This window comes from Microcoleus sp. T3_A4 (assembly GCF_036700465.1).
GTDB lineage: Bacteria > Cyanobacteriota > Cyanobacteriia > Cyanobacteriales > Microcoleaceae > Microcoleus.
In genome coordinates this window covers 59,529-85,453 of the sequence record NZ_JAUBOY010000025.1, presented here as the reverse complement: position 1 = coordinate 85,453, position 25,925 = coordinate 59,529, and the positions used below count along the sequence as shown (strand labels likewise).

At 44.9% G+C, this 25,925-nt stretch carries 20 protein-coding genes, 1 tRNA gene and 1 pseudogene; 9 read left to right on the top strand and 13 right to left on the bottom strand.

The features are described 5' to 3' along the window. The first annotated feature begins 36 nt into the window (after positions 1 to 36). The 4 genes from QUA07_RS15705 (at position 37) to QUA07_RS15690 (ending at position 6,671) form a co-directional block, all read left to right on the top strand. Positions 37 to 3,453, top strand: a complete 3,417-nt coding sequence (locus tag QUA07_RS15705; RefSeq protein WP_333326613.1) for a response regulator — start codon at positions 37 to 39, stop codon at positions 3,451 to 3,453. 211 nt (positions 3,454 to 3,664) lie between these two features. Beyond that, positions 3,665 to 5,980 (top strand): DNA phosphorothioation-associated putative methyltransferase, encoded by a 2,316-nt coding sequence (locus QUA07_RS15700; protein WP_333326611.1) that lies wholly within the window; start codon positions 3,665 to 3,667, stop codon positions 5,978 to 5,980. 111 nt (positions 5,981 to 6,091) lie between these two features. After that, positions 6,092 to 6,388 carry a BrnT family toxin gene (locus QUA07_RS15695; protein WP_333326609.1) on the top strand — a complete coding sequence of 99 codons (297 nt, stop codon included), beginning with the start codon at positions 6,092 to 6,094 and terminating at the stop codon, positions 6,386 to 6,388. Beyond that, complete coding sequence (locus tag QUA07_RS15690) at positions 6,378 to 6,671, top strand: hypothetical protein (RefSeq protein WP_333326607.1); 294 nt, start codon at positions 6,378 to 6,380, stop codon at positions 6,669 to 6,671. The genes QUA07_RS15695 and QUA07_RS15690 overlap by 11 nt, the downstream gene beginning before the upstream one ends. Before the next feature lie 123 nt (positions 6,672 to 6,794). Here the strand turns inward: QUA07_RS15690 and QUA07_RS15685 are convergent, their stop codons facing one another. Then, a complete protein-coding gene (locus tag QUA07_RS15685) occupies positions 6,795 to 7,967 on the bottom strand; it encodes a TRC40/GET3/ArsA family transport-energizing ATPase (protein WP_172188640.1) in 1,173 nt (390 codons plus the stop codon). Between the two features lie 299 nt (positions 7,968 to 8,266). After that, a complete protein-coding gene (locus tag QUA07_RS15680; protein ID WP_333326605.1) occupies positions 8,267 to 8,659 on the bottom strand; it encodes a DUF2358 domain-containing protein in 393 nt (130 codons plus the stop codon). Positions 8,660 to 8,796: 137 nt separating this feature from the next. Here QUA07_RS15680 and QUA07_RS15675 point away from each other — a divergent pair, with 137 nt between their 5' ends. Then, on the top strand, positions 8,797 to 9,405 hold the full coding sequence (locus QUA07_RS15675) for a glutathione S-transferase N-terminal domain-containing protein (protein ID WP_333326603.1): 609 nt from the start codon (positions 8,797 to 8,799) through the stop codon (positions 9,403 to 9,405). 185 nt (positions 9,406 to 9,590) lie between these two features. On the opposite strand, the gene QUA07_RS15670 is transcribed toward QUA07_RS15675, so the two are convergent. The 3 genes from QUA07_RS15670 to ahcY all read right to left on the bottom strand — a co-directional run bounded on the left by QUA07_RS15670 (position 9,591) and on the right by ahcY (position 13,247). Further along, the gene (locus QUA07_RS15670; protein ID WP_333326601.1) at positions 9,591 to 11,015 is read right to left on the bottom strand and encodes an NADP-dependent isocitrate dehydrogenase; all 1,425 of its coding nucleotides are present in this window, start codon (positions 11,013 to 11,015) and stop codon (positions 9,591 to 9,593) included. Positions 11,016 to 11,191: 176 nt separating this feature from the next. Then, entirely contained in the window at positions 11,192 to 11,794 is a 603-nt protein-coding gene (locus QUA07_RS15665) for a DedA family protein (protein ID WP_333326599.1), read from the bottom strand. 175 nt (positions 11,795 to 11,969) lie between these two features. Beyond that, positions 11,970 to 13,247 (bottom strand): adenosylhomocysteinase, encoded by a 1,278-nt coding sequence (ahcY, locus tag QUA07_RS15660; RefSeq protein ID WP_333082580.1) that lies wholly within the window; start codon positions 13,245 to 13,247, stop codon positions 11,970 to 11,972. Positions 13,248 to 13,520: 273 nt separating this feature from the next. Here ahcY and QUA07_RS15655 point away from each other — a divergent pair, with 273 nt between their 5' ends. Further along, the gene (locus QUA07_RS15655; protein ID WP_333326597.1) at positions 13,521 to 13,790 is read left to right on the top strand and encodes a mechanosensitive ion channel domain-containing protein; all 270 of its coding nucleotides are present in this window, start codon (positions 13,521 to 13,523) and stop codon (positions 13,788 to 13,790) included. On the opposite strand, the gene QUA07_RS15650 is transcribed toward QUA07_RS15655, so the two are convergent. Next, positions 13,759 to 13,899, bottom strand: a complete 141-nt coding sequence (locus tag QUA07_RS15650) for a transposase (RefSeq protein WP_445305894.1) — start codon at positions 13,897 to 13,899, stop codon at positions 13,759 to 13,761. The two genes, QUA07_RS15655 and QUA07_RS15650, sit on opposite strands and share 32 nt — an antisense overlap. Before the next feature lie 144 nt (positions 13,900 to 14,043). Then, a pseudogene (locus QUA07_RS15645) lies at positions 14,044 to 15,058 on the bottom strand (transposase); the annotation flags it as partial. A 271-nt stretch (positions 15,059 to 15,329) separates the two neighbouring features. Here QUA07_RS15645 and QUA07_RS15640 point away from each other — a divergent pair. Then, on the top strand, positions 15,330 to 15,617 hold the full coding sequence (locus QUA07_RS15640; RefSeq protein WP_333326595.1) for a hypothetical protein: 288 nt from the start codon (positions 15,330 to 15,332) through the stop codon (positions 15,615 to 15,617). 227 nt (positions 15,618 to 15,844) lie between these two features. Beyond that, on the top strand, positions 15,845 to 16,039 hold the full coding sequence (locus tag QUA07_RS15635; RefSeq protein ID WP_333326652.1) for a transposase: 195 nt from the start codon (positions 15,845 to 15,847) through the stop codon (positions 16,037 to 16,039). 251 nt (positions 16,040 to 16,290) lie between these two features. On the opposite strand, the gene QUA07_RS15630 is transcribed toward QUA07_RS15635, so the two are convergent. From QUA07_RS15630 to QUA07_RS15610, 5 genes are all read right to left on the bottom strand, one after another. Further along, a tRNA-Leu gene (locus QUA07_RS15630) sits at positions 16,291 to 16,372 on the bottom strand. 223 nt (positions 16,373 to 16,595) lie between these two features. After that, the gene (locus QUA07_RS15625) at positions 16,596 to 17,306 is read right to left on the bottom strand and encodes a peptidoglycan-binding protein (protein WP_333326593.1); all 711 of its coding nucleotides are present in this window, start codon (positions 17,304 to 17,306) and stop codon (positions 16,596 to 16,598) included. A 612-nt stretch (positions 17,307 to 17,918) separates the two neighbouring features. Next, the gene (locus QUA07_RS15620) at positions 17,919 to 20,339 is read right to left on the bottom strand and encodes a sucrose synthase (RefSeq protein WP_333326591.1); all 2,421 of its coding nucleotides are present in this window, start codon (positions 20,337 to 20,339) and stop codon (positions 17,919 to 17,921) included. A gap of 133 nt (positions 20,340 to 20,472) precedes the next feature. Next, positions 20,473 to 21,996 (bottom strand): carboxypeptidase M32, encoded by a 1,524-nt coding sequence (locus QUA07_RS15615; RefSeq protein WP_333326589.1) that lies wholly within the window; start codon positions 21,994 to 21,996, stop codon positions 20,473 to 20,475. Positions 21,997 to 22,076: 80 nt separating this feature from the next. Further along, complete coding sequence (locus tag QUA07_RS15610) at positions 22,077 to 23,279, bottom strand: tetratricopeptide repeat protein (protein WP_333326587.1); 1,203 nt, start codon at positions 23,277 to 23,279, stop codon at positions 22,077 to 22,079. Between the two features lie 460 nt (positions 23,280 to 23,739). Between QUA07_RS15610 and QUA07_RS15605 the strand changes: the two genes are divergently transcribed. Continuing rightward, positions 23,740 to 25,008, top strand: a complete 1,269-nt coding sequence (locus QUA07_RS15605) for a transposase (protein WP_333326585.1) — start codon at positions 23,740 to 23,742, stop codon at positions 25,006 to 25,008. Between the two features lie 161 nt (positions 25,009 to 25,169). Here QUA07_RS15605 and QUA07_RS15600 read toward each other — a convergent pair whose 3' ends face one another. Further along, positions 25,170 to 25,850, bottom strand: coding sequence for a Uma2 family endonuclease (locus tag QUA07_RS15600; RefSeq protein ID WP_333326584.1), 681 nt, complete (start codon positions 25,848 to 25,850; stop codon positions 25,170 to 25,172). Between the last annotated feature and the right edge of the window lie 75 nt (positions 25,851 to 25,925).

Genomic DNA, 25,925 nt, shown 5'->3' with positions numbered 1-25,925 from the left:
AGCAGCTTTTTCGGAGTAATCCACAATTCGGTTTTTATGGACAAAATTCTCACAATTCTGATAGTTGATGACGATGCAGTAGATCGAATGGCGATCAAACGCTCGCTCAAGTCCGCTGGTGTTTCGGCAGAAGTTACTGAGGCAGAAGACTGCGCGGATGCCCTGGTCCAACTCTCGGTCAGCAAAAATTCTACGCAGGCTACCGCGAAACTCTCCCAACAAAATAAATCTCAACCTTTAAGCGAGCTTGAGGAGACAGAACAGGGGCTGCTATTAAATCAAATATTTGAGTGCAAATTTGACTGCGTATTCCTCGACTACGGATTGCCGGACGGAGACGGACTGAGTTTGGTAAAACATCTACGAGAAGCTGGACTGAAAGTTCCCTTAATTGTACTCACAGGTCAAGGCGACGAACAAATTGCTGTGGAATTGATGAAGGCAGGAGCTTCAGATTATATCGCTAAAAATAAGCTTTCTCCAGATAGTTTGTCCCGCAGCTTATCCAATGCGATGCGCGTTTTCCGTGCCGAATATCAGGCGTTTCATACCAGTCAAAAGCTCAAGGAAAGTGAAGAACGATACAGGTTAGTTTTAGAGGGAGTGAACGACGGAATTTGGGATTGGGATTTAAGTAAAAATGAGGTTTATTGGAACGATCGCCTTTTGGAAATTATCGGTTTGTCGCGCAAGCAATTTGGCAGGACTATGGAAGCTCTATATAACCGCCTGCACCCCGATGACAAGGAGGGAATTGTCGCGGCGATCGCCGCTCACTTGGAACACGAAATAGACTACAATGTAGAATTTCGGCTGCTGCACTCGAACGGTGTTTACCGCTACTGCACTTCTCAGGGAAAAGCTCAGCGCAATTCCCAAGGAAAACCGCTGCGAATGGCCGGCATGATTAGCGATATTACTGAGCGGAAACAGGCGGAAGATGCTGTGGAAAGGGAACGGCAGCAACTGAGACAAATTATTACTTGCGTGCCTGTAGCAATGGCGATGTTCGATACACAAATGCGCTATATGGCTAACTCTAAAAAATGGGTTAGTCAATTTAATTTGGGCTTGCCGTCCCTGAATAATCTCAGCCATTACGAATTGTTTCCAGATACGCCGAATCGCTGGAAAGTAATGTACCAAGAAGTGCTCCAAGGCAAGGTAGTTTCTGTGAGCGAAGATGCTTGGGAACGAGCAGACGGCTCTATTATCTACCTGCGCTGGGCCGCTCACCCTTGGTACAATCCAGACGGTAAAGTAGGGGGAATTGTGATGGTTGCCGACAAGATTAATGAGTTGGTGGAAGCGCGGGAAACTGCCTTAGAAGCTAGTCGGGTGAAGTCGCAATTCTTGGCGAACATGAGTCACGAAATTCGCACTCCGATGAATGGGGTTTTGGCAATGGCTCAATTGATGCTGCGCGCTCCTCTGGAACAGAAACAGCGGGGCTGTGCTCAGACGATTTACCGCAGTGCTGAACATTTGCTAAATGTTATTAATGATATTCTCGATTTCTCTAAGATTGAAGCTGGAGAGATGCGGCTGGAAAAGGCTAATTTTGATTTGGATACTTGCGTTGAGTCGGTGATAGAAATCATAGCGCATTTGGCTGAAGAAAAAGGTCTTGAATTGAATATTTTAGTTGACAGTTCAGTGCCCAGAAAGTTGGTAGGCGACTCGGGCAGATTGAAGCAAGTTTTGCTGAATTTGACGGGTAATGCCATAAAGTTTACGGATCGCGGTCAAGTTTTAGTTCACGTAACGGTGAAACAAGGCAACCGACTGGCAGAGGGTAGACAAGGGGCAAGATTGCTATTTTCCGTCCGAGATACTGGCATTGGAATTTCGGCAGAAGGGCAAACAAAGTTGTTCCAATCTTTTTCTCAGGTAGACGATTCTCCTACTAGGCCTTACGGCGGGACGGGTTTGGGTTTGGCTATTTGTAAGCAGTTAGTGGAGATGATGGGAGGGGACATTGGAGTTCGCAGTTTGCTAGGCAGTGGTGCTACTTTTTGGTTTACTGTACCTTTGGAAAAACAGTTGCCAGTTGAGCCTCATGATCCCGAACTAGCGGGCAAGAAACTGTTAGTAGTCTCTGGAAGCGCTTTGAGAAGGGCAGCGGTGCGCTCGCTCGCTCAAAGTTGGGGTGCCCGCTGCGATGAGGCAGAAACTGCTGCTGAGGCTTGGAATTGGTTTCCAAATGCCCAGGGCGGGATTTCTCAGTATTCGGGAGAGGGGGGAAAAAGCTGGGATGTGGTGCTTGTGGACTTGCAAATGCCGGAGTTGGATGCGGAGGAATTTGCTAGGAAAGTGCGATTGACCTCGGCAGTTGGCTCGTTAATCGCCATGACTGCTTTGCGGGAACAGCCGAAGGCTGAATCGCTTTGCAGTCGAGGTTTTAACGGATATTTGATCGAGCCGGTGCGACCAAGCCGCCTGCTTGAGGCTTTGCAGGCGTCGGTGAAGGGAACGGGAGATTTTGGGAGAGTGGAGGCTGCTAATACTTACAAGTTGCCACCAGTTAATTCTCAATATGTTACTCCCAATTCGCTGTCATCGCTAAGGATTTTGGTGGCGGAAGACCACCCAATCAATCAACAAGTTCTTGTCGAACAGTTGGCAGTTTTAGGCTATCAAGCTGACTGCGTGGTCAACGGTCAAGAAGCGCTGGATTTGCTGGCAAAAAAAAGCTATGATTTAGTGCTGATGGACTGTCAAATGCCGATACTTGATGGTTACAAAACGGCGCAAAAGTTGAGGCAAATTGAAGGAAGAGATCGGCATACTTTTGTGATGGCTTTAACGGCTCATGCTATGCCGGGGGAACGAGAAAAGTGTCTGGCAGCGGGGATGGATGATTATCTCAGTAAACCTGTAGATTTAGATGCTTTGGCGGCGGCTCTGAAAAAGTATGAAGCCCTAAATGTTCAGGGTGACAATAAGTATGGAGTTAAAAGTATAAGTTCGGCAAATAAATCTCAATTAGCAACAAATTATACAGAAGTTATGGAAAAAGCGCAGGTTGTGGCTCTGCCGACACCAAGGGCGATCGCACATCAAACTTGGGAACATATAGACTACGACGGACTGTTCGACAAGAGCAGATTGGAGCAACTCGGACGAGTTAATATTAAATTGCCAGAGCGACTTTTGCAAGCTTTTGTGGCAGGCGCGCAAGCTGATGTAGCTGCTGCCAAAATAGCCGTAGAAGCTAAAGATTGGCAAGCTGTGGAATATCAAGCCCACCGTCTCAAAGGAACTTCTGCTAATGTAGGAGTTGCTCTGATGTCGGATTTGGCCGCACAATTGGAGCATCAAGCGCGAAGCTTTCAATCTGAATCACCAGATGTGGAATTGTTAAATATTGAGAGGGTTGAGAACATATTAGTAAGTTTGTTCAGTCATTTAGCCAGGGTTCAAGAATTTGTGGAAACGCGAATGTTTGGTTAATATATTACTCGATCATAGTTGCTCCTAGTCGGCAATTAAAATCGCCATTACAAAAACGAAGTTTCTCTCTAAGAGACTAAGAAATAGAGCGGTACGGTACGGAGTGTGCATCCTAAATAGAAAAAATCTAGGAAAATTTTGTTTCTTTCTTTCGTCACTCCGTGTTCTCTGCGTTCTCTGCGGTTAATTAAAAATAATAATTAATTTAGCTATGAATTACGATACCAGTACAAACACTATTTTAGATAGCAATTTATTAAAAAATGATGAAAAAATGCTAACGCCTTTGAGGGTTTTTGCTCGGGAAGTTTTATTGTATGAAAACGCGGCTATCTCTGAGCAAGATTCTGTAAATCTTGTGCCGTACCCGCAAGATGAAAACAATAATTTATGTGTTGACAATCTCCTAGCAAAAGTGGCTCGCTGCTGTCGCGAAAGCAAGGTGGGAAAAAATTTACCGACGGCTTTTTACGTTCACGTTTCGGCTTTGCAGACACTCCACCCTGTCCTCGGTATCTACGAAAATTGTGCCAGACACACTCTCGAAAATATTGATGAAGCAACTTTAGTGAAATTTTTGCTCCATCAACCTAAAATATCTTATCTTTTTTATCCTGATTTCGATACAGATGCTCATCCTGCTTTGCAAACCAGCATCCAAATTAATCTAGCAACAGGGGAAGTTAAATATTTCGATTACAGCAACAGCGAAAATCCTCCTGTTTTGCACCGTAAGGAAACTTTTGTAGCTGCCGATTATCCCAATTACGAAAAGTTTGCAAGGCTGACTCGCACCGAGGAAAAGTGGGGGCTGCTTGACAACACTAGCGTGATCGGCACTCGCGAGGGTTGGCTCAAATATTTGGGATATTGCGGTGTAGAAATCCAAGATCATACTGTTGTCGAGCGTTTGAAACAGGAGAATAGTGAGCTATCAATTCCTAAGATCGAGCGACACAAAGCTGCAATGGTACGCAACTCGCTTTCTAAACCTCTGCGTCTGGTTTTAGAAGCTGATTTAGCGAGGGACGGGGCGACTTTTTTTGATTACGGTTGCGGTTACGGGGGGGATGTTAAATATATTGCACAAGAGGGTTATGCTATTTCTGGTTGGGATCCATACTATCAGCCGGATACTCCGCGAATTTGTGCTGATATTGTGAATATTGGTTATGTGATTAATGTCATTGAATCTTTGGCGGAACGCCGAGAAGCGTTGCTGAATGCTTGGGAATTAACTAAGAATTTATTAGTTGTGGCGGCTCAGGTTTTGATTGATGATAGCGATCGAGGTCAAATTGCTTACGGGGATGGGGTGATTACTTCTCGGAATACTTTTCAGAAGTATTACGAACAAGAAGAGTTGAAGGTTTATATTGACCAAGTTTTGAATGTTGATGCGATTCCTGTGGCTTTGGGGATTTATTTTGTGTTTCGGGATGCTGCGGAGGGTGAAGGTTTTCGCGCTTCTCGGTTTCGATCGCACTTATCGACTCCCAGGGTGCGATCGCAAGTTAAGCGGTTTGAGGATTATGCGGAAATGTTGGCTCCTTTGATGGCTTTTGTGAGCGATCGAGGCCGGCTTCCTGTTAAAGGCGAACTAGCGGAAGAATCGGCGATTAAGGGGGAATTTCACAGTTTTAATCGCGCTTGGAGGGTGATTTTGCAAGCAACGGATGCGGATGATTGGGAGAGAATCGCCGACAAGCGCCGCCAGGATTTGCTGGTATATCTCGCTCTCAACGGTTTGGGCGAGCGGCCTTCGATGCGCCGACTCCCGGCTCAAATCCGCAACGACATCAAAGGTTTGTTTGACAATTATCAAAAAGCTTGCACTTTGGCTGATTTAATGCTATATAGTTTGGGAAAACCTGATATTGTGGCTGACTGTTGCGAAGATAGTGCGATCGGCTACAAACAGCCCGGTTCCCTTTCAGTTCACGTCTCTGCAGTAGAAGAACTAGACCCTTTGCTGCGTCTGTACGAAGGCTGCGCTAACCGCACAATTGGCAGGCTTGACGGCGCTACAATCATCAAATTTCACGCTCGCAAACCTCAAATTTCCTATTTATTTTATCCCGATTTTGACACTAACCCGCATCCAGCCCTTCACACTTCTATGCACATAGATTTGCGCGATCTTTCGGTCAGCTATCAAGACTTTTCTGATGTGTATAATCCGCCAATTTTAGTTAGAAAAGAAGCTTTTGTTACTGCTAGTTATCCCCATTACGACAAGTTTGCGAAACTAACCCGCCAAGAAGAAAAGTTAGGGATTCTAGATCGTGGCGTAGTTAAAAAGTATCGGGAATGGGTGAAGTGTTTGGAGGAAAACTGCGTTAAAATTAAGGATCATACGTTGTTTTGGCGAGCGAATGCTGACCCAGAAAGGTTGAAAATGCTGCAAAAAGCTGCGTCGGAACGTCAGCAGAAAAAGATTGAGTTGAATCCACGAAAGATTGAACAAACCGCAGAGGACGCAGAGGAGGGAAAAGAAGAGGGAGATGTTAGTGGCGAACCTAGTTGAAATTTGTTGGTGAGGCGTTTACAATTGAGGCTTTGGCAGTAGTTTGAAAACGATCGTTTTTTGTGAATAACGTATTGACATTGTAAATACATTTTACCTATACTAGGGAGCATGAATGTATACTTCGTGCTCAATGGCATTACCTTTGTATGGGACGAAGGAAAAGCGCGGATAAATCCCACGAATCATGATGGGGTTACTTTTCAACAAGCTACTGAATCCTTCTTTGACCCATTTCTAGTTGTCGTTGATGCCAGCCGCAATGAGGAAGCGCGTGATGCTGTGATTGGGCTAGATAGTCGGTGGAATCTACTGTATGTGGTTCACATTGAGCGTGAAGAAAATGTCATTCGGATTATTTCAGCACGTAAAGCAACTCGTCAGGAGAGGGCAGAGTATGAAGGTTGAAGCATTAAAGCAGCGATTAAACCGCAACCGTCCAATGACTAGCGTGACGATTCGTATGCCCGAAGATGTTGTGGAAGATTTAAAAAAAGTTGCACCATTGTTGGGTTTTTCGGGTTATCAGCCATTAATTCGTGCTTATATCGGTCAAGGTTTGCGCGTTGATTTAGAACGATTTGAGAGCGAGACAGTAACAGCATTAGTAGCAAGTTTGAAGCGTCGAGGTGTCAGCGATGCAGTGATTGATGAGGCATTAAAGGAAGTGGTTCATACTAAATCATGTTAATTGTATCTAGCCAGCAGTACAAAAAGGCGATCGATACCTGCACGCGAGGTCAAAAACCCGGTTTATGCCTCACTATCTCAAGGGTGAAACCGGGTTTTTTAGGTTGATAGTGCGTAAGTGTTGTTAAGCAAACTTAATCTTCAAATAATCATCCTCCATCTTCGCCCCCGAAGGTTGTAGCGCCGCTAAAGCTTGCGGCAACACCAAATTACGGCGATGATTCCCAATCCGAACATTCAACTCATCTCCCGTTTTGCTCAACTGGATCTGATCCTTAGCAATTCCCGGCAAATACAGTTCAAGACTATATTGATTGTTTTCCTGAACGATCTTAATCGTATTTTCTTTGTAATAAACTTGACTGGGGTCTTCGTCTTTGTAAAGCGTTTCTTTCAACCGTTCTAAAGCTGCCAAACCGCACATTTCTTCTGAATAAAGTGGCACCTCCTTAACTGGCAGCGGCATGAAATCTGAGTGAATTTCCTGACGGTACTGTTCCTGGCTTTCTTTCCAGCGTTTAAAAAATGGGTCAGTTACTTCTGCGGGAATAATCCGGTTAGCTACTACTAAATCTGTGGCTACATTGTACAAACTCAAATAGGCATGAGCGCGCAGAGATTCTTTAATTACCATTTTTTCGGGATTGGTAACTAACCTTACCGAAGTGACAGTATTGTCAGTTAAAACCTTTTCCAAAGCTTCGATTTGTTCGTAAAATTCGTAAGGTGCATCCATCACCTCTTTGTCCGGTAAAGAAAAACCCGCAATTGGTCTAAAAATAGGTTCAACTAAAGGTCTAAGGGCGGCTGATATGCCTTGCAGCGGCTTGTAAAATTTTCTCATGTACCAGCCGCCCACTTCCGGCAAACTTAGCAGTCTTAATGCTGTGCCAGTCGGAGCAGAATCGATAATTAAAACATCAAATTCGCCTTCGTCGTAATGCCGCTTCATCCGCACTAAACCGAAGATTTCATCCATTCCTGGCAAGATGGCTAATTCTTCAGCTTGCACCCCTTCGAGCCCCTGCGCTCGCAAGACTTGAGTAATGTAGCGCTTAACTGCTCCCCAATTGCCTTCTAATTCCCTGAGAGCGTCTAATTCTGCTCCCCACAAATTCGGTTTCACCAGCCGCGAATCGTGTCCGAGTTCCATGTCGAAGCTGTCGGCTAAGGAGTGAGCGGGATCTGTGCTCAGCACTAGGGTTTTGTATCCCAATTCGGCACATCGCAGCCCAGTAGCAGCGGCTACGGAGGTTTTGCCGACGCCGCCTTTTCCGGTCATTAATATTAAGCGCATTGATTGTTTAGCTCGCCTGAAAATTCTTTACTTCTTTATTGTAACGTTCTGTAACAGAGATTAATTTAGTGGGCGCTTAATTTTGGCGATCGCCCACCGCTGAACACAGCGCTTTTCCAGCAGTACACGAAATTGCTGCCATGTCAAGCTCAGTTAAAATTATTTATCTCCGATATCAATTGCAATAAATAAAAATCCATCAGCGTTCATCTGTATTTATCTGCTAACATCTGCGGTTAAAAAAGGGATCTCGCTCTTGAAACACCATTTTTTATTGCTAACCAACCTAAGAACAATTTTCAAACATTAGATTTTAGGGGAAATACAAGCTGTTTGAGCACATCCAACCGCGAACAGTTCCAGTAATCGATGTGAGAAACAATTAAACCGTCGCTGTTGATTTTGAGTTCGCTCCTACCGGCGATCGCCATTTTCGGTTTCCAAGGTAGCGGTGCGATCCAGCTCAGAGTCCAGCGAGTGTCTATAGTATCTCCCGACTGCGAAATCCCGTGCAAATCTAGATTTACATCCTGAAAAAAAGTCCCCATAAACCCGATCATTTTGCGGTAGCGATCGACTCCGGTAAATCGATTCACCGGATCTTCAAAATAAACATCTTTTGCATAGATGCTGTAAGTCTGATTATCGGGAAATCGTTGATAATCGTCTTTGAGAATTTCAATAATGTCCATTTCGAGCGATCGTTATTTTTATATTATTAGAATATAATTTTAACACAAGAAAGCGAAAATTCGCAATTCTCGTCCAAATTGTGATAATATATCGGGTTATTTCCTGCCTTGCCAACTTTCAACTTAACATCACAACTATGATTGACCTCTACACTTTTACCACACCGAACGGTCGCAAAGTCTCGATCATGCTCGAAGAAATAGGTTTACCCTACAACGTGCACGTCATCGACATCACAAAAAACGACCAATTTAGCCCAGAGTTCATCGCAATCAACCCCAACAGCAAAATTCCGGCGATAGTTGATCGAGATAACGGCATCACCGTCTTCGAGTCGGGCGCTATTCTAATCTATCTTGCTGAAAAAAGCGGTAAATTTCTGCCCACAGACAAACAAAAATACTTTCAAGTTATGCAGTGGCTGATGTTTCAAATGGCCAGCGTCGGCCCGATGTTTGGTCAGCTAAATCACTTCAAACGCTTTGCACCCGAACAAATTCCCTATGCGATTGGGCGCTACGAAAAAGAAACCTTGCGCCTCTACGGAGTATTAGACACTCAACTAGCAAAATATGAATATATCTGCGGCGACTATTCTATTGCCGACATTGCTACCTATCCCTGGGTTGCTATTTACGAATTTCAAGGATTAACCCTCGACAACCACCCCCACCTCAAACGTTGGGTAGAAACCTTGCAGAAACGTCCCGCAGTTGAGCGCGGAATGGCTGTTCCATCATTATAAACCCCCCATGTAAATTGTATTTTCGGGCGGGCTAGGAGCAACGGCCCACAAGCAAGTTGACTTTTGTGGAACTGGCTTCTAGCCCGTTCTTAATAAACAGCGGGCGGGCTAGGAGCAACGGCCTACAAAGCAAGTTTACTGGTTGTGGAACGGGCTTCTAGCCCGTTCAAAAAAAGCCCTCAAACTCAATCAGCGAAATGCTTAATAATCGCCTCAGCAAACTCCGAACACTTCAACTCAGGCACCGGCGGCTCCATCAACCTCGCCAAATCGTAAGTAACTTCACCATTAGAAATTGCCGCTCCCAAACCCTTCTTAATCAAGTCTGCTGCTTCCTGCCATCCCATGTATTCTAACATCATCACCCCGGACAAAATCAGGGAACCGGGATTGACTTTATCCAAACCAGCGTGTTTCGGTGCAGTGCCGTGAGTGGCCTCAAAAACTGCACATTCATCACCAATATTCGCACCAGGGCCCATACCCAATCCACCCACAATGGCGGCGGCCGCATCGGACAAATAATCCCCGTTTAGATTCATTGTCGCCAAAATCGAATACTCGGCCGGTCGGGTTTGAATTTGTTGGAAAATACTGTCAGCAATTCGGTCGTTGACCATGATTTTTTCTTTCCACTGGCCACTGCCGTGACTGTCCCAAATTGCAAACAGAACGTCGGCTACTTCTTGACGAATTTTGGCTTGTTTTTCTGGGGTCAAAGCATCGTATCCCGGATCTATTTGGCGAGCATTATCTTCTAAGCTAATGTCGGAATTTTTTTCTTTGTTGCCCAGAATCCAAGACTCTCTTTCAGTTACGCACTGTTGGCGAAATTCGGTGGTTGCTAATTCGTAACCCCAATCTCGGAAAGCTCCTTCAGTATATTTCATGATGTTGCCTTTGTGCACCAAAGTCACTTGCTGCTTATCTTTCGGCAACCGCAAAGCGTGGGTAATGGCACGCCGTACTAAACGCTGAGAACCTGTTTTGCTAATGGGTTTAATTCCGATGCCAGAATCGAGGCGAATTTGTTTTTTGCCATGTTCTGGTGTTGCTGGAATTAACTCATTATTGAGGAATTCAATCAATTTTTTGCCGATTTCGCTGCCTTTTGCCCATTCAATTCCGAGGTAAATATCTTCTGTATTTTCCCGGTAAATAATTACGTCTAGGAGCTCAGGAGTTTTGTGTAGCGATGGTGTTCCAGCATAATATTTGCAGGGTCGCACGCAGGCGTAAAGGTCAAAAATTTGCCGCAAAGCTACGTTTAGCGATCGAATGCCGCCCCCGATTGGGGTTGTCAGTGGCCCTTTGATGGCGACTCCGTATTCTTTGATGGCGTCTAAGGAATCCTGGGGCAGATATTGGTAAGTACCGTAGACATCGCAGGCTTCGTCGCCTACATAGATTTTAAACCAGTTGATTTTTCGATCGCCACCGTAAGCCTTTTCTACCGCAGCATCCATGACTTTCTGGGATGCAGGCCACAAGTCAACGCCGGTACCGTCGCCGCGAATGAAGGGAATAATCGGGTCATTGGGGACGATCGGCGAACCGTCTTTGAAAGTAATTTTAGAACCTGTTGTTGGGGCTACAATTTTTTCGTACATATCTTAACAGCGCGGATAGGAATGTTCCCTATTTTGCCACGATTGTCTGCCTAAACCTCAATCAATCCTAAATATTTGTATAAATTTTTGATAACTTGATTTTTAACCGCAGATAATAGCAGATAGACGCAGATAAACGCAGATGTTTTTGGGGATGTCTGCATTTATCTAGGATTTTATTCTTTTTGCATATTCTTCTTCACTATCCATAAAATACACCAGATGACTATAATCACCACAACTATTTTGGAAACCGGGCCGAGATAATCCTCTACAAGTGTATAATTTTCCCCGAGTTTATATCCGGCAAAAGTCAGAAAAGTTACCCATAAAAGAGTGCCGCCTGTTGAGTAGATTAAAAAAGGAATTAAAGGCATATTATTGATGCCAGCGGGCAGAGAAATTAGGGTACGAACTCCCGGTACGAGGCGACACAAAAACACGGCTTTGTTGCCGTGTCTGTTAAACCATCTATTTGCTTTGTCAATATCGGCGCCCGATACTGTGATCCACTTGCCGTATTTGTCGGCTAAATTCCTCAAGCGTTCTTCGCTCAATAATTTACCAGCATAGTACCAGGGAAGCGCCCCCAGAACTGTACCGATTACTCCTGCTGCGATCGCCGGTGAAAACTCCATTCTGTTCTGGAATACCGTAAATCCTGCCAGTGGCATAATCAATTCTGAGGGTATGGGGGGGAAAAGATTTTCTAAAAACATCAACAGCCCTATTCCGAGATAGCCCATCGACTGCATTGTGTTAGTTATCCATTCAACCATTTTGATTCACTAATTTGGTAAGAAGAAGTCAGTAGTCATTAGTCATTAGTCATTGTTCATCCCCTGGCTGTGCCTGGGAACAAATATCTAGAGGCTCTGCCTCGACTCCCCTTGAGGGAGGCAGAGCCTCCTTGTATCCATTCCCAGGCCGAGCCCGGGAACGAGAATACTATGATTAAGTGCCCGAAGTCCAAGAGTTTGTGTACTCAATTTGTTCGGCAGTCAAAGTATCAATGTGAATACCCATTGCTTCCAATTTGAGACGGGCAATTTCTTTGTCAACTTCCACGGGAATTGAGTGAATACCAGGCTCTAGTTTGCCTTTGTTCGTAACTAGATATTCGCAGGCTAAAGCTTGGTTAGCAAAGCTCATATCCATCACGGCACTGGGGTGTCCTTCGGCTGCTGCCAAGTTGATCAAACGACCTTCGCCCAACACAATAACCGACTTGCCATTATTGAGGTGATATTCTTGAGTGAAAGACCGGACTGTTTTCACGTCGGTGCTTTTTGCACCGAGGGATTTGAGGTCAATTTCAATGTCGAAGTGACCGGAATTGCAAACAATTGCGCCGTCTTTCATTGTCTCGAAATGTTCGGCACGAATGACGTGTTTGTTGCCGGTAACAGTAATGAATATATCTCCGACTGTTGCTGCTTCGTCCATCGGCATGACGCGGAAACCGTCCATCACTGCTTCGATCGCCCGAATCGGATCGATTTCGGTGACAATTACGTTAGCACCCATACCACGGGCGCGCAGTGCCGTGCCTTTGCCGCACCAACCGTAACCTGCAACCACAATATTTTTACCGGCTAACAAAATATTGGTAGCGCGGATAATGCCGTCTAGGGTAGATTGACCGGTACCGTAGCGGTTGTCGAAGAAGTGCTTGGTGTCGGCGTCGTTGACGTTCATTGCGGGGAAAGTCAGCACGCCGTCTTTCAACATGGCCCGCAGGCGCACGATGCCGGTGGTAGTTTCTTCGGTAGTTCCGATCAAGTCGGAAATTTGGTTCGGGCGGTGTTGGATCAGTGCCGCTACCACGTCGCTGCCGTCGTCGATGATAATATTGGGGCGGTGGTCTAGGGCTGTGTAGACGTGACGTTCGTAGGTAGCCGCATCTTCTCCTTTGAGGGCGAAGACGGAAATGCCGTAGTCTTGAACTAAGCAAGCCGCTACGTCATCTTGAGTGCTCAAGGGGTTGCTGGCGATCAGTACGGCGTCGCCACCGCCGAGTTTGATGGCGATTGCCAAATGAGCGGTTTCTGTGGTTACGTGGCAGCAAGCAGCCAAGCGAATGCCAGCGAAAGGCTTTTCTTTAGCGAAGCGTTCTTGAATTTGCCGCAAAACGGGCATTTCCCGACCGGCCCACTCGATGCGTTGCTTTCCCAAGGGGGCGAGGGACAAGTCTTTGACTTCGTGTTTAATCTTGACGGATGTAGCAACCATGTATGTTATTTCTCAGAAATCATCAAACTTTGTTAGTTTTAGCAGATTAACCCATCGGGGGGCAAGTGCTGTGATTTTACTCGATCGGGGTCGGCGCTGCTAATCTTAAATTTTGATTGTGTTTTAATGATTAGCGAGCTAGTCGATGGAGTCACCCGCACAGTGAGAGTCAAACATTCTTGTCGGGCGATCGAGCTCAATCTTTTGTGTTAGCGTGGCATTCTTGAATTATTTGACACTCTCACTTGGGTGGCTGGCAGTTTGAGGGCCTGCGTGATTGCGTTCCCAGCTTGGCAGCCTGCAGATATCATCAGTTGGTTAGGACTTGGTTCAGTAGGGATTAGTTTCCCGTTCCCAGACATCTTCAAATACTTTTTAGCGGAAATATTGTTGCTGTGGCACGAACCGTTTCAATTGGGCGATCGGATAATTGTAGAAGGCTTTGAAGGTACTCTTGAAAAGATTTTGCGGCGTTCAACTGGCTCTCCTGAACTTATGGTTACAAGTTTATCTAATCAAAAAAGCAAGCTACGCGATTCCTAAAATTATTAAAATTAGAAAAACCATACCCTTGCCCCATTATCAACTTAATCCGATTGTTGATTCCTTCCATGACTTTACTTGTGGTGCGATCAAGACAGTAGTTGCAAATACCCTCAAAATAATTCTCAATTGTTGATGCAGATTCTCTAAAAAATACTTGTGCATGATTTGGAATTATGTCAATTTTATAGTGACTAATTAGGGCTTGCTGAATAATTCATTGCTTTCCCAATAACAGGAGCGATCGATATATTCAAGCTCGATTTAATATAAGTCTTTTATGTATTAATCCACTCCTATTAGAAGGGAAGATTATCATCGCTTCCAAAACAGGTGTTCTTTTTCCAAACAGACATAAAAACACACAAAAAACCCGGCGCCACCAGGTAGAAAGATTCATTACCAAAAAAGTAATTGCAATAACGCTACCAGATGTATTATCAAGTTTAGCCATCACTCGATTCAGACCGAATCTTCGTTTACCTTGTCCGAATTTTCCCTCAATCGCGTTGCGAATTCTCTCATCTTCCAACGCTTGCCTCTTTTTTTCTTTACTCACATTTGCTGGAGCTATTCCTAAAGGATGGCCACTGATTCTAATTCCTCTTTCTTTACACCAAGCTCGGTTTTCTCGATTTCGATAAATTCGATCTGCATGAACTGACTCTGGATAATATCCTGTGATCCTATGATATGCTTCTAAAGAGTGCTTTTAAGTCCCCAGATTCGTTAAAGTTATCCCAGCTCATCCGGTCTAAGAATACATACCCTTCAAAGCAACTGGCTGATAGTTTGGCTCGCCTCTCTACGCTTTTTCCGGCTTTTCCTCTGACTATTGGGCGAATGTGGGGCTGACTTAAACTTACTATTATATCCTCAATACTCTGTTTATTGTTGTCAAATAACCATAGCTGTTGACGATAGACTTCCGTGAGGACTAGGAAGGTTTTATATTGCTTTTTATTCAAACTTTCTAGGGTCGCACCTGACTCGATTAGCTGTTCAATATGAGCGAGATTTCTTTTGATGTATTGGAGTTATTTCTTAAGGCTTCGTCTTATTTTATTGCGGGTTAATCGTCTTTTTTTCGCTACTGCTAAGTAGTTTTTTTTGGCAATATTACGGTAGGTTCTTGTTTTTTTATTGGTTTGATATTTGAGTTATTTATACAGGATACCTATAATTTTGTCGGTATGAAATCTGGTTCCGTTTAATAGTCCTAAGTCGGTAGGATAACTAATGTCGGCTGGGGCCGAGGGAGCATCTATAGCATTTCTTAGAAAGATGAGGTATAATATAACTGACTTAAACGGAGTGAAAAATATAGAACTTCAAAATGTTATACAGTTCTAATTAAATGGGGCGCTCTTCGAGCAGTAGTCGCTCGACCCGCAGTCACTAGAATGACAACTATCTCAAATTTTAGCAAGGATCACGCATTAGTAAAAATGAAAAGTTATTCTCTTGATTTTAGACAAAAAATTATGGATGTGTACCATAATGAACCGCTGTCACAAAGAGCAATAGCTAAGCGTTTTTGTGGAGCCTCAGAGTTTTGTCCAAAAATGGGTTAAACAGTATCGTGACACCCAAAACATTGCTCCTCGCACTGAGCGATGTGGAGTCAAATTAAAACTGAATGCAGAACAACTGCTAATTGTAGCGGAATTGATTGAAGCAAACAATGATGCAACTCTCGAAGAACTCCGTTATTTACTGTACCAAAAAATTGGTTTTACCATCAGCGTAGCAACGATGGGAAGAATGGCAAAACTCTTAAACATGACTTTGAAAAAAAACTCTTTTCCCGTCAGACAAAGGCACTGACAGGGTTCAGAACCTGCGATACGAGTTCTGGCAAAAAATTAGAGAAGTTTGTTTGAACGACTTAATATTCATTGATGAATGTGGAGTAAACTGGGCAATGGTTAGGTTATATGCTCGATCTCTAAAAGGTTCAAGAGCTCTCGTGATCACAACCGAATAAACGCCGAAGAAATGTCTCAATAATTGGAGCTATATCGGTCAAAGAAGTCCTAACATGAGTTAATTTAATAGGTACAACTGATGGAATTACATTTGAGGCTTTTATTATCAGAAAATTAGTGCCAAAGTTATGGAAAGGTGCTTGTGTAGTGCTGGATAATTGTACTATTCATACCGGAGAAGAAGTAGAAAAAGCCATTAAAGAGAAAGAGGCAAAATTAATATACCTGTCGCCCTATTCGCCCGATTTCTCACAAGCGTGAAAATTTATGGTCAAAACTTAAAAATATTCTCCGTTCTATCAAGACGCCTAATTATCAAGAGTTAGCAAAAGCCCGGACGGGGTGACAACAAGAGTCAAAACCACGATAGAATCAAGGACATAGCCTTCAAAGCCCTTGGCAAAAATGGCAGCTTGTAACACAACCTTCAATTCCGGGATGCCGTTCACAAGGCAGCAAAAACTCTGCTAAACCAAGGGTGGGGGTTTTTCGTTTGGGAATACAATCTGTTATGCGGATAAAAGGACTTGAACCTTCACTCCTCTCGGAACCAGAACCTAAATCTGGCGCGTCTGCCAATTCCGCCATATCCGCATTTTGACATTTTAATACTATAGCACACAACAGAGCGATCGGTCAATCGATTTTAGATTTTAGATTTTAGATTTTAGATAAAACACAGCGACCCACTGATAAATCCGCAGGCGGATGACCAAATTGCTCGATCGCCCAACATCGAGAAACCCGGTCATTTTGGCACACCGGGTTCAATCATGAGTTATCGCCACAGCAATTTTCCGTATGTTTTACTCCTCGCTTACTTTTGACCCAGCGCCTTCCAGGTTGTTTCGTCAACCATGCCGTCAACCGTCAAACCCTTAAATTTCTGAAAGTTCTTGACAGCCGTAGCAGTGCGAGCGCCAAAAATGCCGTCGATCGGGCCCGGATCGTAACCCTGCATTTCCAAACGCACCTGTAGCGTCTTCACCTTGGAACCGACAGTGCCTTTATTTAGAAGAGCTGGAGGATTGCCGGCAACAGCAGCATTGCTCAGAATTGGAGCATTGTTCTGCACAGTTTCAGGAGCAGGCGCCGGATCTGCTGCTAAAGCTGTCCAAGTTTCTTTGTCCACAATGCCGTCTGAGTTCAAACCCTTAGACTGCTGAAAGGCACGAACCGCCGATGTAGTGCGAGAGCCATAGGAACCGTCGATCGTCCCCACCTTGAAACTGTGCACCTGCAACCGTTGCTGTATGGCGGCAACTTCTGGCCCGTCAGCTCCCGCCGAGATAGTTTTTTCCTTTCTGACTGGCGCCTGCTCGCCCGCGTAAAAAGGCTTGTTAAACATATCTGCTTCGGACTTTCCATCGGGCGATGCTGACGCACCCGGATCGGCGGGAGCCGTAAAGTCTCTGCGGTACTGTTCCTGCACCAAGGGCTCGGAGTCAAAAGCAGCAATTGCCTTTCGGGTTAAGCCGGGAGCGAGCAGAGCGATCAAGCTGAAAATCGTAACAGTAGTCACACGCATAAATTTCATCCTGTTAGTAAGGTTTGACAAGGTTTCCCTGTTTTCAAGTTTCTAAATCTAATTGTATTACCCGGACAGCTTTCTGAGACATATAGCAAAAGCAAGAAGGAAGAATGCCCTTCTACTTCGCTATCGGGTAAGAAGAAGTCCGAGGGAAGGGGTAATAGACCGCATTGGTTTGAGCCATTAAGAAAGTTCTAAGCGTCTGCCGCGGTTGCTATATCTGCCCCGGTCTCTAGAATTTCAGCACTCGGGACACCAGCACTCACAACTTACCTGTTAGAAGTAGGGGCCGGTTCGCACTATTCCTAATAAACCCGCTTGATTCCGAGATGTTTCGTTACCAAAGCTCATATTTTCGTATAAACCACGTCTTTTAGCCTCAGTCTTATGGTACAAAACCTGCCGTCATTCACAAATCTTTACAGGCGAATTTTCTACAAAGTTGATCTATGAAAAGCGAAGTTTTTTCCTTCAATCTCCCCGTAATATCAATTTCGGTTGTATGGGAATTATTAAACCCCTCTTGACGCAGAGGATACAGAGAAAGGGAAGAGAGAGATGAATAATTGCGATACCAACGGATTGGATATAAAAAGCAAAACTCGCGACTTATCGATTTGCGTGTTCTGCCAATAAAGCCTTTGCTATTGGCTTATAAATGAGATAAAACAGCGATTCTATGTAGCGGAGCATATCTTCGCGGTTTTCCTTGGACGAGTAGTTCCAGAAACCGTAACTCCGCGCCAGCGTCAGCAGCTTGGTAGTGTGAATTTTCCAGGTATACGTGCTATAAACTCGGTCAATGCCTCGCGTTGAAATTTCATACCAATAGTTGGGATTGTGTTCGCATTTCGAGAAAAAAGCTAGAATTTTTTGGGCAGTCTCCTGGTGGTTGGTCGGGTTGATATAAAACCCATTTACGCCATCTTGAATAATTTCCAGCGGCCCACCAAACTGTGTCCCGAAAGTAGGAATACCGGTAATCATTGCTTCGAGAATTGTCAAGCCGAAAGCTTCAAATAAGGCTGGCTGAACAAATATACCTTGGGTGTCGGCGATTACCCGGTAGATTTCGCCGGACAGGCTTTTGGAAAGCCTCACTCCCAACCAGCGAATTTTACCGTGAAGGTTGTATTGGTCGATAATTGCGTAGAGCTTTTTAATTTCTTCTGCTTCTTCGTAATCGTCGGTTTCTTCGACGCGAAGCTTGCCAGCTACTAGAATTAAGTTGCATTTTTCTTGTAATTCCTGGCTTGTTCCGAACAATTCTGCTAAGCCTGTCATGTTTTTAATGCGATCGAGCCGGGCCATCGAAAATAAAGGGCGCTTGTGCGGATCGTCGAGTTTTCCAAAGACTTGTTCCGGGTCTTCTAGAGTAAATAATAATTCGTGGAGCCGATCGCGATCGCCTTGCACCCGGTCTTCTATCCGCGTGTAGGGAAAGTACACACTTTCGTTAACTCCCGGCGGCACGACGTTGAATTTAGGGCTGAACAGTTCAATCCCGTTCACAACGTGGTACAAATCCGGCATGGTAAAACACTTGTAAGATTCGTACTGACCGACACTATCGGGTTGGCCCACAATCTCTTGATAGGTGCTGCTGACAATACAATTAGCTGCATTCATGGCAATTATATCGGCCGTAAATTGCAGCGAAAAATGGTACTTTTCCTCTGATTCTTGCCAGTAAAGATTGCTGAGCAAATATTTAGATTTTTCCAGCGCATGGGCAATATTGCACTGAGTAACTTTCAGTTTTCGAGATAGCAAAAACGCTACCAAGTTGCCGTCTGAATAGTTGCCGAGAATTAAATCTGGCTTACCCTGAAACTCAGCCCACAGTTCTTTTTCTGCATCGATCGCGTAAGTTTCCAAATAAGGCCAAATCTCGAACCTCGAAATCCAATTTTGAGTCAGTTTGGGATTGAACTCCCGGAAGGGAACCCGCAAAATCCAAGCATTTTCTGTGCCGTGAACTTTTTCTAAACGTTTGTTGCAGCGCGTGCCGTCGCTGTTAGGAATTAACCGGGTGAGAATAATTACTTTAGGTTTGACGCCTAAACTATCGAGGCCGGCAAGATGAATATCTTCTTGCAGTTGTTTCTCTAAACTCTTGGCTTGATCGAGGACATAAACTACCTGACCTCCCGTATCCGGTCGCCCCAAAACTCCTTCTTGGCCGAACCAGCCGTGAGGAGAAACTAGGACGATGTTGAAAATCATCGGGATGCGAGAAATAAATGCTTCTAGGGTTTGCGGATCGGGGGCATCAATTAATTCGTCAAGAAGTCCTAGGGTTTCATGCACGCGGGCGGCGGTATTTCCCCAACCTGCCTCGAAACCCATCATTTGCAAAACCCGTCGAAATCTCTCGTAGGATTCTTCTTCAGAAAGTTCGCTAACAAAGGTGAGGGCTTTTTTGACTTGTTTTGAAAGTTGTTCTTGGGATTTTATGTGATCGTTAATTAGTAATTGTACGCCGTTGTAGCGGTGAATCCGCAAGAAATTAAATAGAGTTTCCTGCCACTGTCTGGCGTCTTGAAATAGTTTGCTGGACAGGTATCGGTTGAGGAATTGCACTCCTTTGCCGATGTTTTTGGGGTCGCGAATTGTGGGGGAATAATCGTAAAAAGGCCCGAAATCTAGTTCGAGAATGTCGCCTTCGTGGGGGTGAAAGTGGTTGACGAACCGATCGCGCACATCGAGCAAGTCTTGCACTGTCATCTGCTCAACAGTCAAGTCGTCTGCAACTCGCACTATTTCCATTGTAGCAATTTTTGGTCGCAGCAGGACGCAAAGGCTACCATCTTCGAGGATAATTTCCTGAACGTAGTAAATTAATTTGCTTAAATGAGAAGATTGATGGAACTCTTCAGGCTTTTCGTATTTGGTGCAGTAGGCGGCAAAAGCGTTAACTATGTCGTTTCGCAGTAAATATTTGTTTCCCAAAGCGCGCAAATCGCTCACAAACTGACGCAAGTCGGTTTTTTCGTCGCTGGCGATAACAGCCTGAAAGAGTTCCGACATACATACTCCCTTATTTAGGATTTTTGATTTTCGTTGTAAAACTGGGCGATACTTTGTGAGTATCGCCATTTATTTTTAGGGGGCTACTTTTTTTAATGCCATTTTAAAATCTGCAAAGTGAAGTTGCTATCCCTCAAATGACATAAAATTCCCCGTATTTGTGGCGAATGTAGCGGATAAAGGGATCGATAGTTAAAGGTGAACCTGTAACGCGATCGATCAATTCGACAGCGGTGTATTTGCGGCCGTGCTGGTAGATGTTTTGTTTTAGCCAGTTGTGGAGTACGGTAAAATTGCCCCGTTCTATTTCTACCGGAATTTCAGGATTGATTTTTACTGCTGTTTCGTAGAATTGGGCGCTCATCAAGTTGCCGAGGGTGTAACCTTGGAACATTCCGCCGATCGTACCAACATACCAGTGAACATCTTGCATCGCGCCTTCGCTATCGGTGGCGGGGACAACGCCGAGGTCGGTTTTATAGCGTTCGTTCCAGGCTTCGGGGAGGTCTCGCACTGCTAGTTTTCCCTCTACCATTGCCAATTCTAGGTCAAAGCGGATGGCGACGTGGAGGTTGTAGGTTACTTCGTCGGCGTCGGTGCGGATGAGCGATCGTGAGACTTTGTTAATTGCCCGGTAAAATGCGTCAGTGGATACGTGTCCCAACTGTCGCAAAAATACGCCTTGGAGTTGCGGATAGAAACATTCCCACAAACCGCGGCTGCGCCCCACCAAATTTTCCCAAAGTCGCGATTGACTTTCGTGGACGCCGGAGGAAATGCCGCCTGCCAGAAGCGTGCCTTCAAATTCCGGGGAATTTCCGAGTTCGTAGAGGGCGTGTCCGGCTTCGTGGATGCTGCTGAAGAGTGCTTGATCCAAGTGGTCTTCATAGACGCGGGTGGTAATTCGTACGTCGTCTATGGAGAAGTTGGTCATGAACGGGTGCAGGGTGGTGTCTTGCCGTCCCCGTTGGAAGTCGTACCCCATGCGTTCTACGACTTTACGGGTGAATTCTAGTTGCTGGGATTCTGGGAAGTCTTGGTGCAAGCAGGAGTCGTCGGCGGGAGGTTGCGAGGTGATGGCTTCGACTATCGGCACTAACTCTTCACGCAGTTTGGCGAAAAGCGGGCGCAGCAGAGATACTTTCATGCCGTAGTCGCTACGATCGATCAAAGGATCGGCAATGTGTTCGTAGCCGGGGAAAAAATCGGCGTATTGCCTGCTTAATTCTAGGGTTTTTTCTAGATACGGCTCGACCGCTGCGAAATTGTTGGCTGCCCTGGCTGCGGCCCAAGCTTCGTAGCTGTCGGCTTGGTGGCGGCAGAGTGCGGACATGAAGGTTGCGGGGACCCTGGAGGCGCGATCGTAGTCTCTGCGGGCTATGCGGATCAGGCTGGCTGCGGTGGAGTCGTAGGGGAGGGTTTGTTCGTAGAAACGCAAGTCTTCTAGGAGTTCACCTATTTTGGGGTCGGTAAATTTTTCGTGGGATATTTGTTTGAGAGTAGCCAACTGGCGGCCTCTGGCATTTGCACCTTTGGCGGGCATATAAGTTGATTGATCCCAATGCAGCAGCGACGAGGCTGATTCGATATCGTTAACTTCTCTGAGGTGGGCTGCCAGTTGAGCGAATTTTGCTTGAGTTTTGTCTAGGGTTTGCATGATTGGGGGTTTATGGTGCTGTTTTGCCTACAAAGGTTGCAGTGCGGCATCCGTCTCCATCAATCATTGCTACCCTGAAATCAAGCTAAAAACCGCACTTCTTCCCGTATTGTACGCAATTTAGAGTCATTTTTGCACAATTTCCGGTATTTATGCGGATTGAGTTCGATCGCCTTGGACAAGTTTTCGATCGCCAGCCGGATGCTTGTAGCTACAAGTTCGGGGCTGTTTGTGAGTTCGCCTGTTTGTTTTTCCAGGGCGTACACGCAAGCTTTTTGATAGTACAGGTTGGGATCGTCGGGTGTGAGTGCGATGATTTTATCGTAGGAGGCGATCGCTTCGGTAAATCGTTGAATTTTTTTGAGGGCGACGGCGCGGTTGTACCAGGCTTCGGTGTTGTCTGGCTGCAACTCTAGGGTTTTGTCCCAAGAGGCTATTGCTTCTTCCAAGCGTTGTAAGTTTGCGAAGGCTAAGCCACGGTTATAAAAGGTTTCGCTGTCGTTTGGGTTGAGTGCGAGGGCTTTGTCCCAGGATGCGATCGCTGATTCAAATTGTCCCATTTGGGCGATCGCCTTGCCGCGTTTGTTCCAGGCTTCGGCGGAATTCGGCCGCAGTTGCAGGGTTTTGTCGTAGGAGGCGACGGCTTCCGGGTAGAGTTTTTCATCGGCTAGGGCTAAGCCGCGGTTGTACCAAGCTTGATGCAAATTTGGTTTGAGTTCGATCGCTTTGTCGTAGGAGGCGATCGCGGCTGTATTTTCGTCGGATTTTCTCAGGGCAAATGCTTTGTTGTACCAAGCTTCGCAGTAGTCTGGTTTGATTGCTATAGCTTTCTCGTAGGATGCGATCGCTTCTGATAATTTCTCTAAGCTGACGAGGGTGTTGCCGCGGTTCGTCCAAGCTTCGGGGTAGCTGGGGTTGAGTTCGATCGCCTTTTCGTAGGATGCGATCGCTTCTGAGAGTCTATTGAGCTTCCGCAAAACGTTGGCGCGGTTATACCACGCTTCGGGATTGTTTGGTTTGATTTGTAGGGATTTGTTGTAGGCTGCGATCGCTTCTTCTAGCTGGCCCATTTTTTTGAGGGCTACGCCTTGGTTGTACCAGGCTTCATAAAATTTTGGTTCAAGTTCGATCGCTTCTTCCCAAGATTCGATCGCTGCTTGGAATCGTCCCATTGCTTCTAGGGCGTTGCCGCGATCGTAAAATGTTTGAGCCTTTTGGGTGTTGACTGCTATGGATTTTTCCCCTGAGTCGATCGGCTTTTCTATGCTGGCTAATTTTTGCAAGGGGTTTCACCTCTTTATTTTCTGTCTAATTGATTCTTTTCTTTTTTATATGCGATCTTTTTCGCCTGTGAGTGCTTTCGATCGATATTATTTGGTTATTTAGGGCAATTTTACAGGAATTTGGGGACTTTTTCAATTTTTTTCATTATAATTCTAGAGCTTGGATTTGTAGGTATTGTAAAACTTCATTGAGTTTATAACAATACTTCGGACAGTTTTTTAACGGCCCTGTAAGCCGAGGGCGAGGAAGCCCTGCCATTTTTTACGCATTTTCTGAAACTTAGCGCTGAACTTAAACCTTGAAAAAATAGTCCAGCATATAGCCAGCAATGGTTTCGGACACTCAACTATATCTAAAACTGTCCGAAGTATTGTATAAGCAATTATAAACAATAATGGTATTCTATTGTTGTGAGTGTTGAACAAGGAATACGCATAGCCCAAAAAACGCAAGTCTCAAATGCAACTAACAGAGAGGCACATCATTAAATCAACGTCACACCGTTTCGCCCAAATAGACGAACTAGCTTTCAAGTCCAAAAACCTCTACAATGCCGCCAATTACGTCATTCGTCAAAGCTTTATTTATGGATGGGGTTATGTCAGTTATAACGAAATGAACCGATTGATGAAGTCTCATGAAGCATACAAGGCTTTGCCTGCTAAAGTAAGTCAGCAAATCTTGATGGTGCTAGACAAGAATTGGAAAGCGTTTTTTGAAGCCGTTAAAGCTTACAAAGCTGACTCTTCAAGATTCACGGGTAGCCCAAAATTGCCAAAGTACAAAGATAAGACTAAAGGGCGAAACATTCTCGTCTACACGATTCAAGCAATTAGCAGTAAACAGTTGAAGAAAGGAATCATTCAACTTTCGGGTACTGAACTTTTAATCAAAACCAAAGTCGCTCCCGATAAGATTTGCCAAGTTAGGCTGGTTCCGAAATGTGATTCCTATGTAATTGAGGTAATTTATGATGAACCGGAGTCCACCCTTGGCAACGCTAATTCTGTAGCTAGTATTGATTTAGGACTGGATAATTTAGTGGCGTTAACTTCAAATCAACCGGGATTTATCCCTTTGTTGATTAACGGGCGACCATTGAAATCGATCAACCAGTTCTACAACAAGCGGAAAGCACGATTGCAATCCCAGTTAAAAGGAAGTCGAAAAACTTCGCCTCGCATTCAGCGCTTAACCCGCTGTCGCCACCAAAAAGTTGATAATTATTTGCATCATGCTAGCCGTCTAATTATTAACCTTTTGCTCACCAAGCAGATTGGGACGCTAGTAATTGGCAAGAACGCGCAGTGGAAAACAGAAATTGATCTAGGGAAGCAAACCAACCAAAACTTTGTTAGTATTCCTCACTCTCGATTAATTGAAATGTTGGAGTACAAAGCTCGGTTGGCGGGAATCAATGTAATTGTGCAGGAAGAATCCTACACATCTCGCTCCAGTTTTTTAGGTTTAGACCCAATTCCTGTTTATGGAAAAACCGAAAAAGAGCCTGTGTTTACTGGTAAGCGAATTAAGCGGGGTTTGTACAAAACATCGGTTGGTCAGCTAATTAATTCCGATGTGAATGCAGCGTACAATATCCTCAGAAAAGCAATCCCAAATGCCTTCAGCGATGGGATAGGGAGCTGCGTAGTTCAGCCGAGGCGGGTTAATCCGCTCAAGGTAAAAGTGAAGGGGGAGGGACTTGAAGCCTCCCATGCCTATAAATGACTATACTTTTACCAGCTATAGATTAATACTATTTTTTTATATGACTGCGTAGAAAAGAGGAAAGGGCGATCGGGCTGACAGGATTACCTTAAAACCACAAACAACCGCGATCGCCAGAAACCCGATTTCTCAAACAAACCAGGTTTCTTAGCATTTATTCGTTAAATGCTATCTGGATCGATGTTCAATTCGCGCAGTTTAGCAGCTAAACGTTGAGCTCTTTGGTCTGCTTGTTGGGCCCTTTGAGATTCTTGTTGTAGGCGCTGACGATCTAATAACCTCTCTTCTTCTAATTCCGCATAGGAAAGAAACTTTTCTCCATTAGGCCGATAAATTTCTAACCCATCTTCTCCCAACTCAAATCGCACACCTAATCTCGGACTAATCCATCCCTCCATCGGCTCAATAACTTCTAAATTGCCCTCAAATCTTTGCCAACCTTCCAACTCATTTCTTTGTGGATCGTAAAGGTAATACTCCTCAACTCCATGACGCTGGTAAAATGAAAGTTTTTTATTCATTTTAGTGTTGCTGTCGTTATGGGAGCGAATCTCAAAGACGACTTGAGGGCCAATATTATCCTCTCGATATTGTATGTAGGAAAGGCGATCGCCCTTTGGCCTGCCAAATATCACCATTGTATCAGGTGCTTGAGAAATCTCAGGTCTGCCCTCAACGGGATACCACAGTAAATCGGCGGCTACAAAAACGTTTGGGTCCTCTTTAAACAGCGATTCGCAACCTTCTTTGATTTTGACAATTAATTCATATTGAATTGTGCTGTCTGCCATTGGTTGACCGTCGCTGGAAGGATAAATGATTTCTTCGGTTGTGACTTGCATAGTGTTTGTCTCCGAGAAGTATCTAATTCAGGACTTACGCATGAGTGGCCAGAAACCGGGTTTTTTACGAAAAGA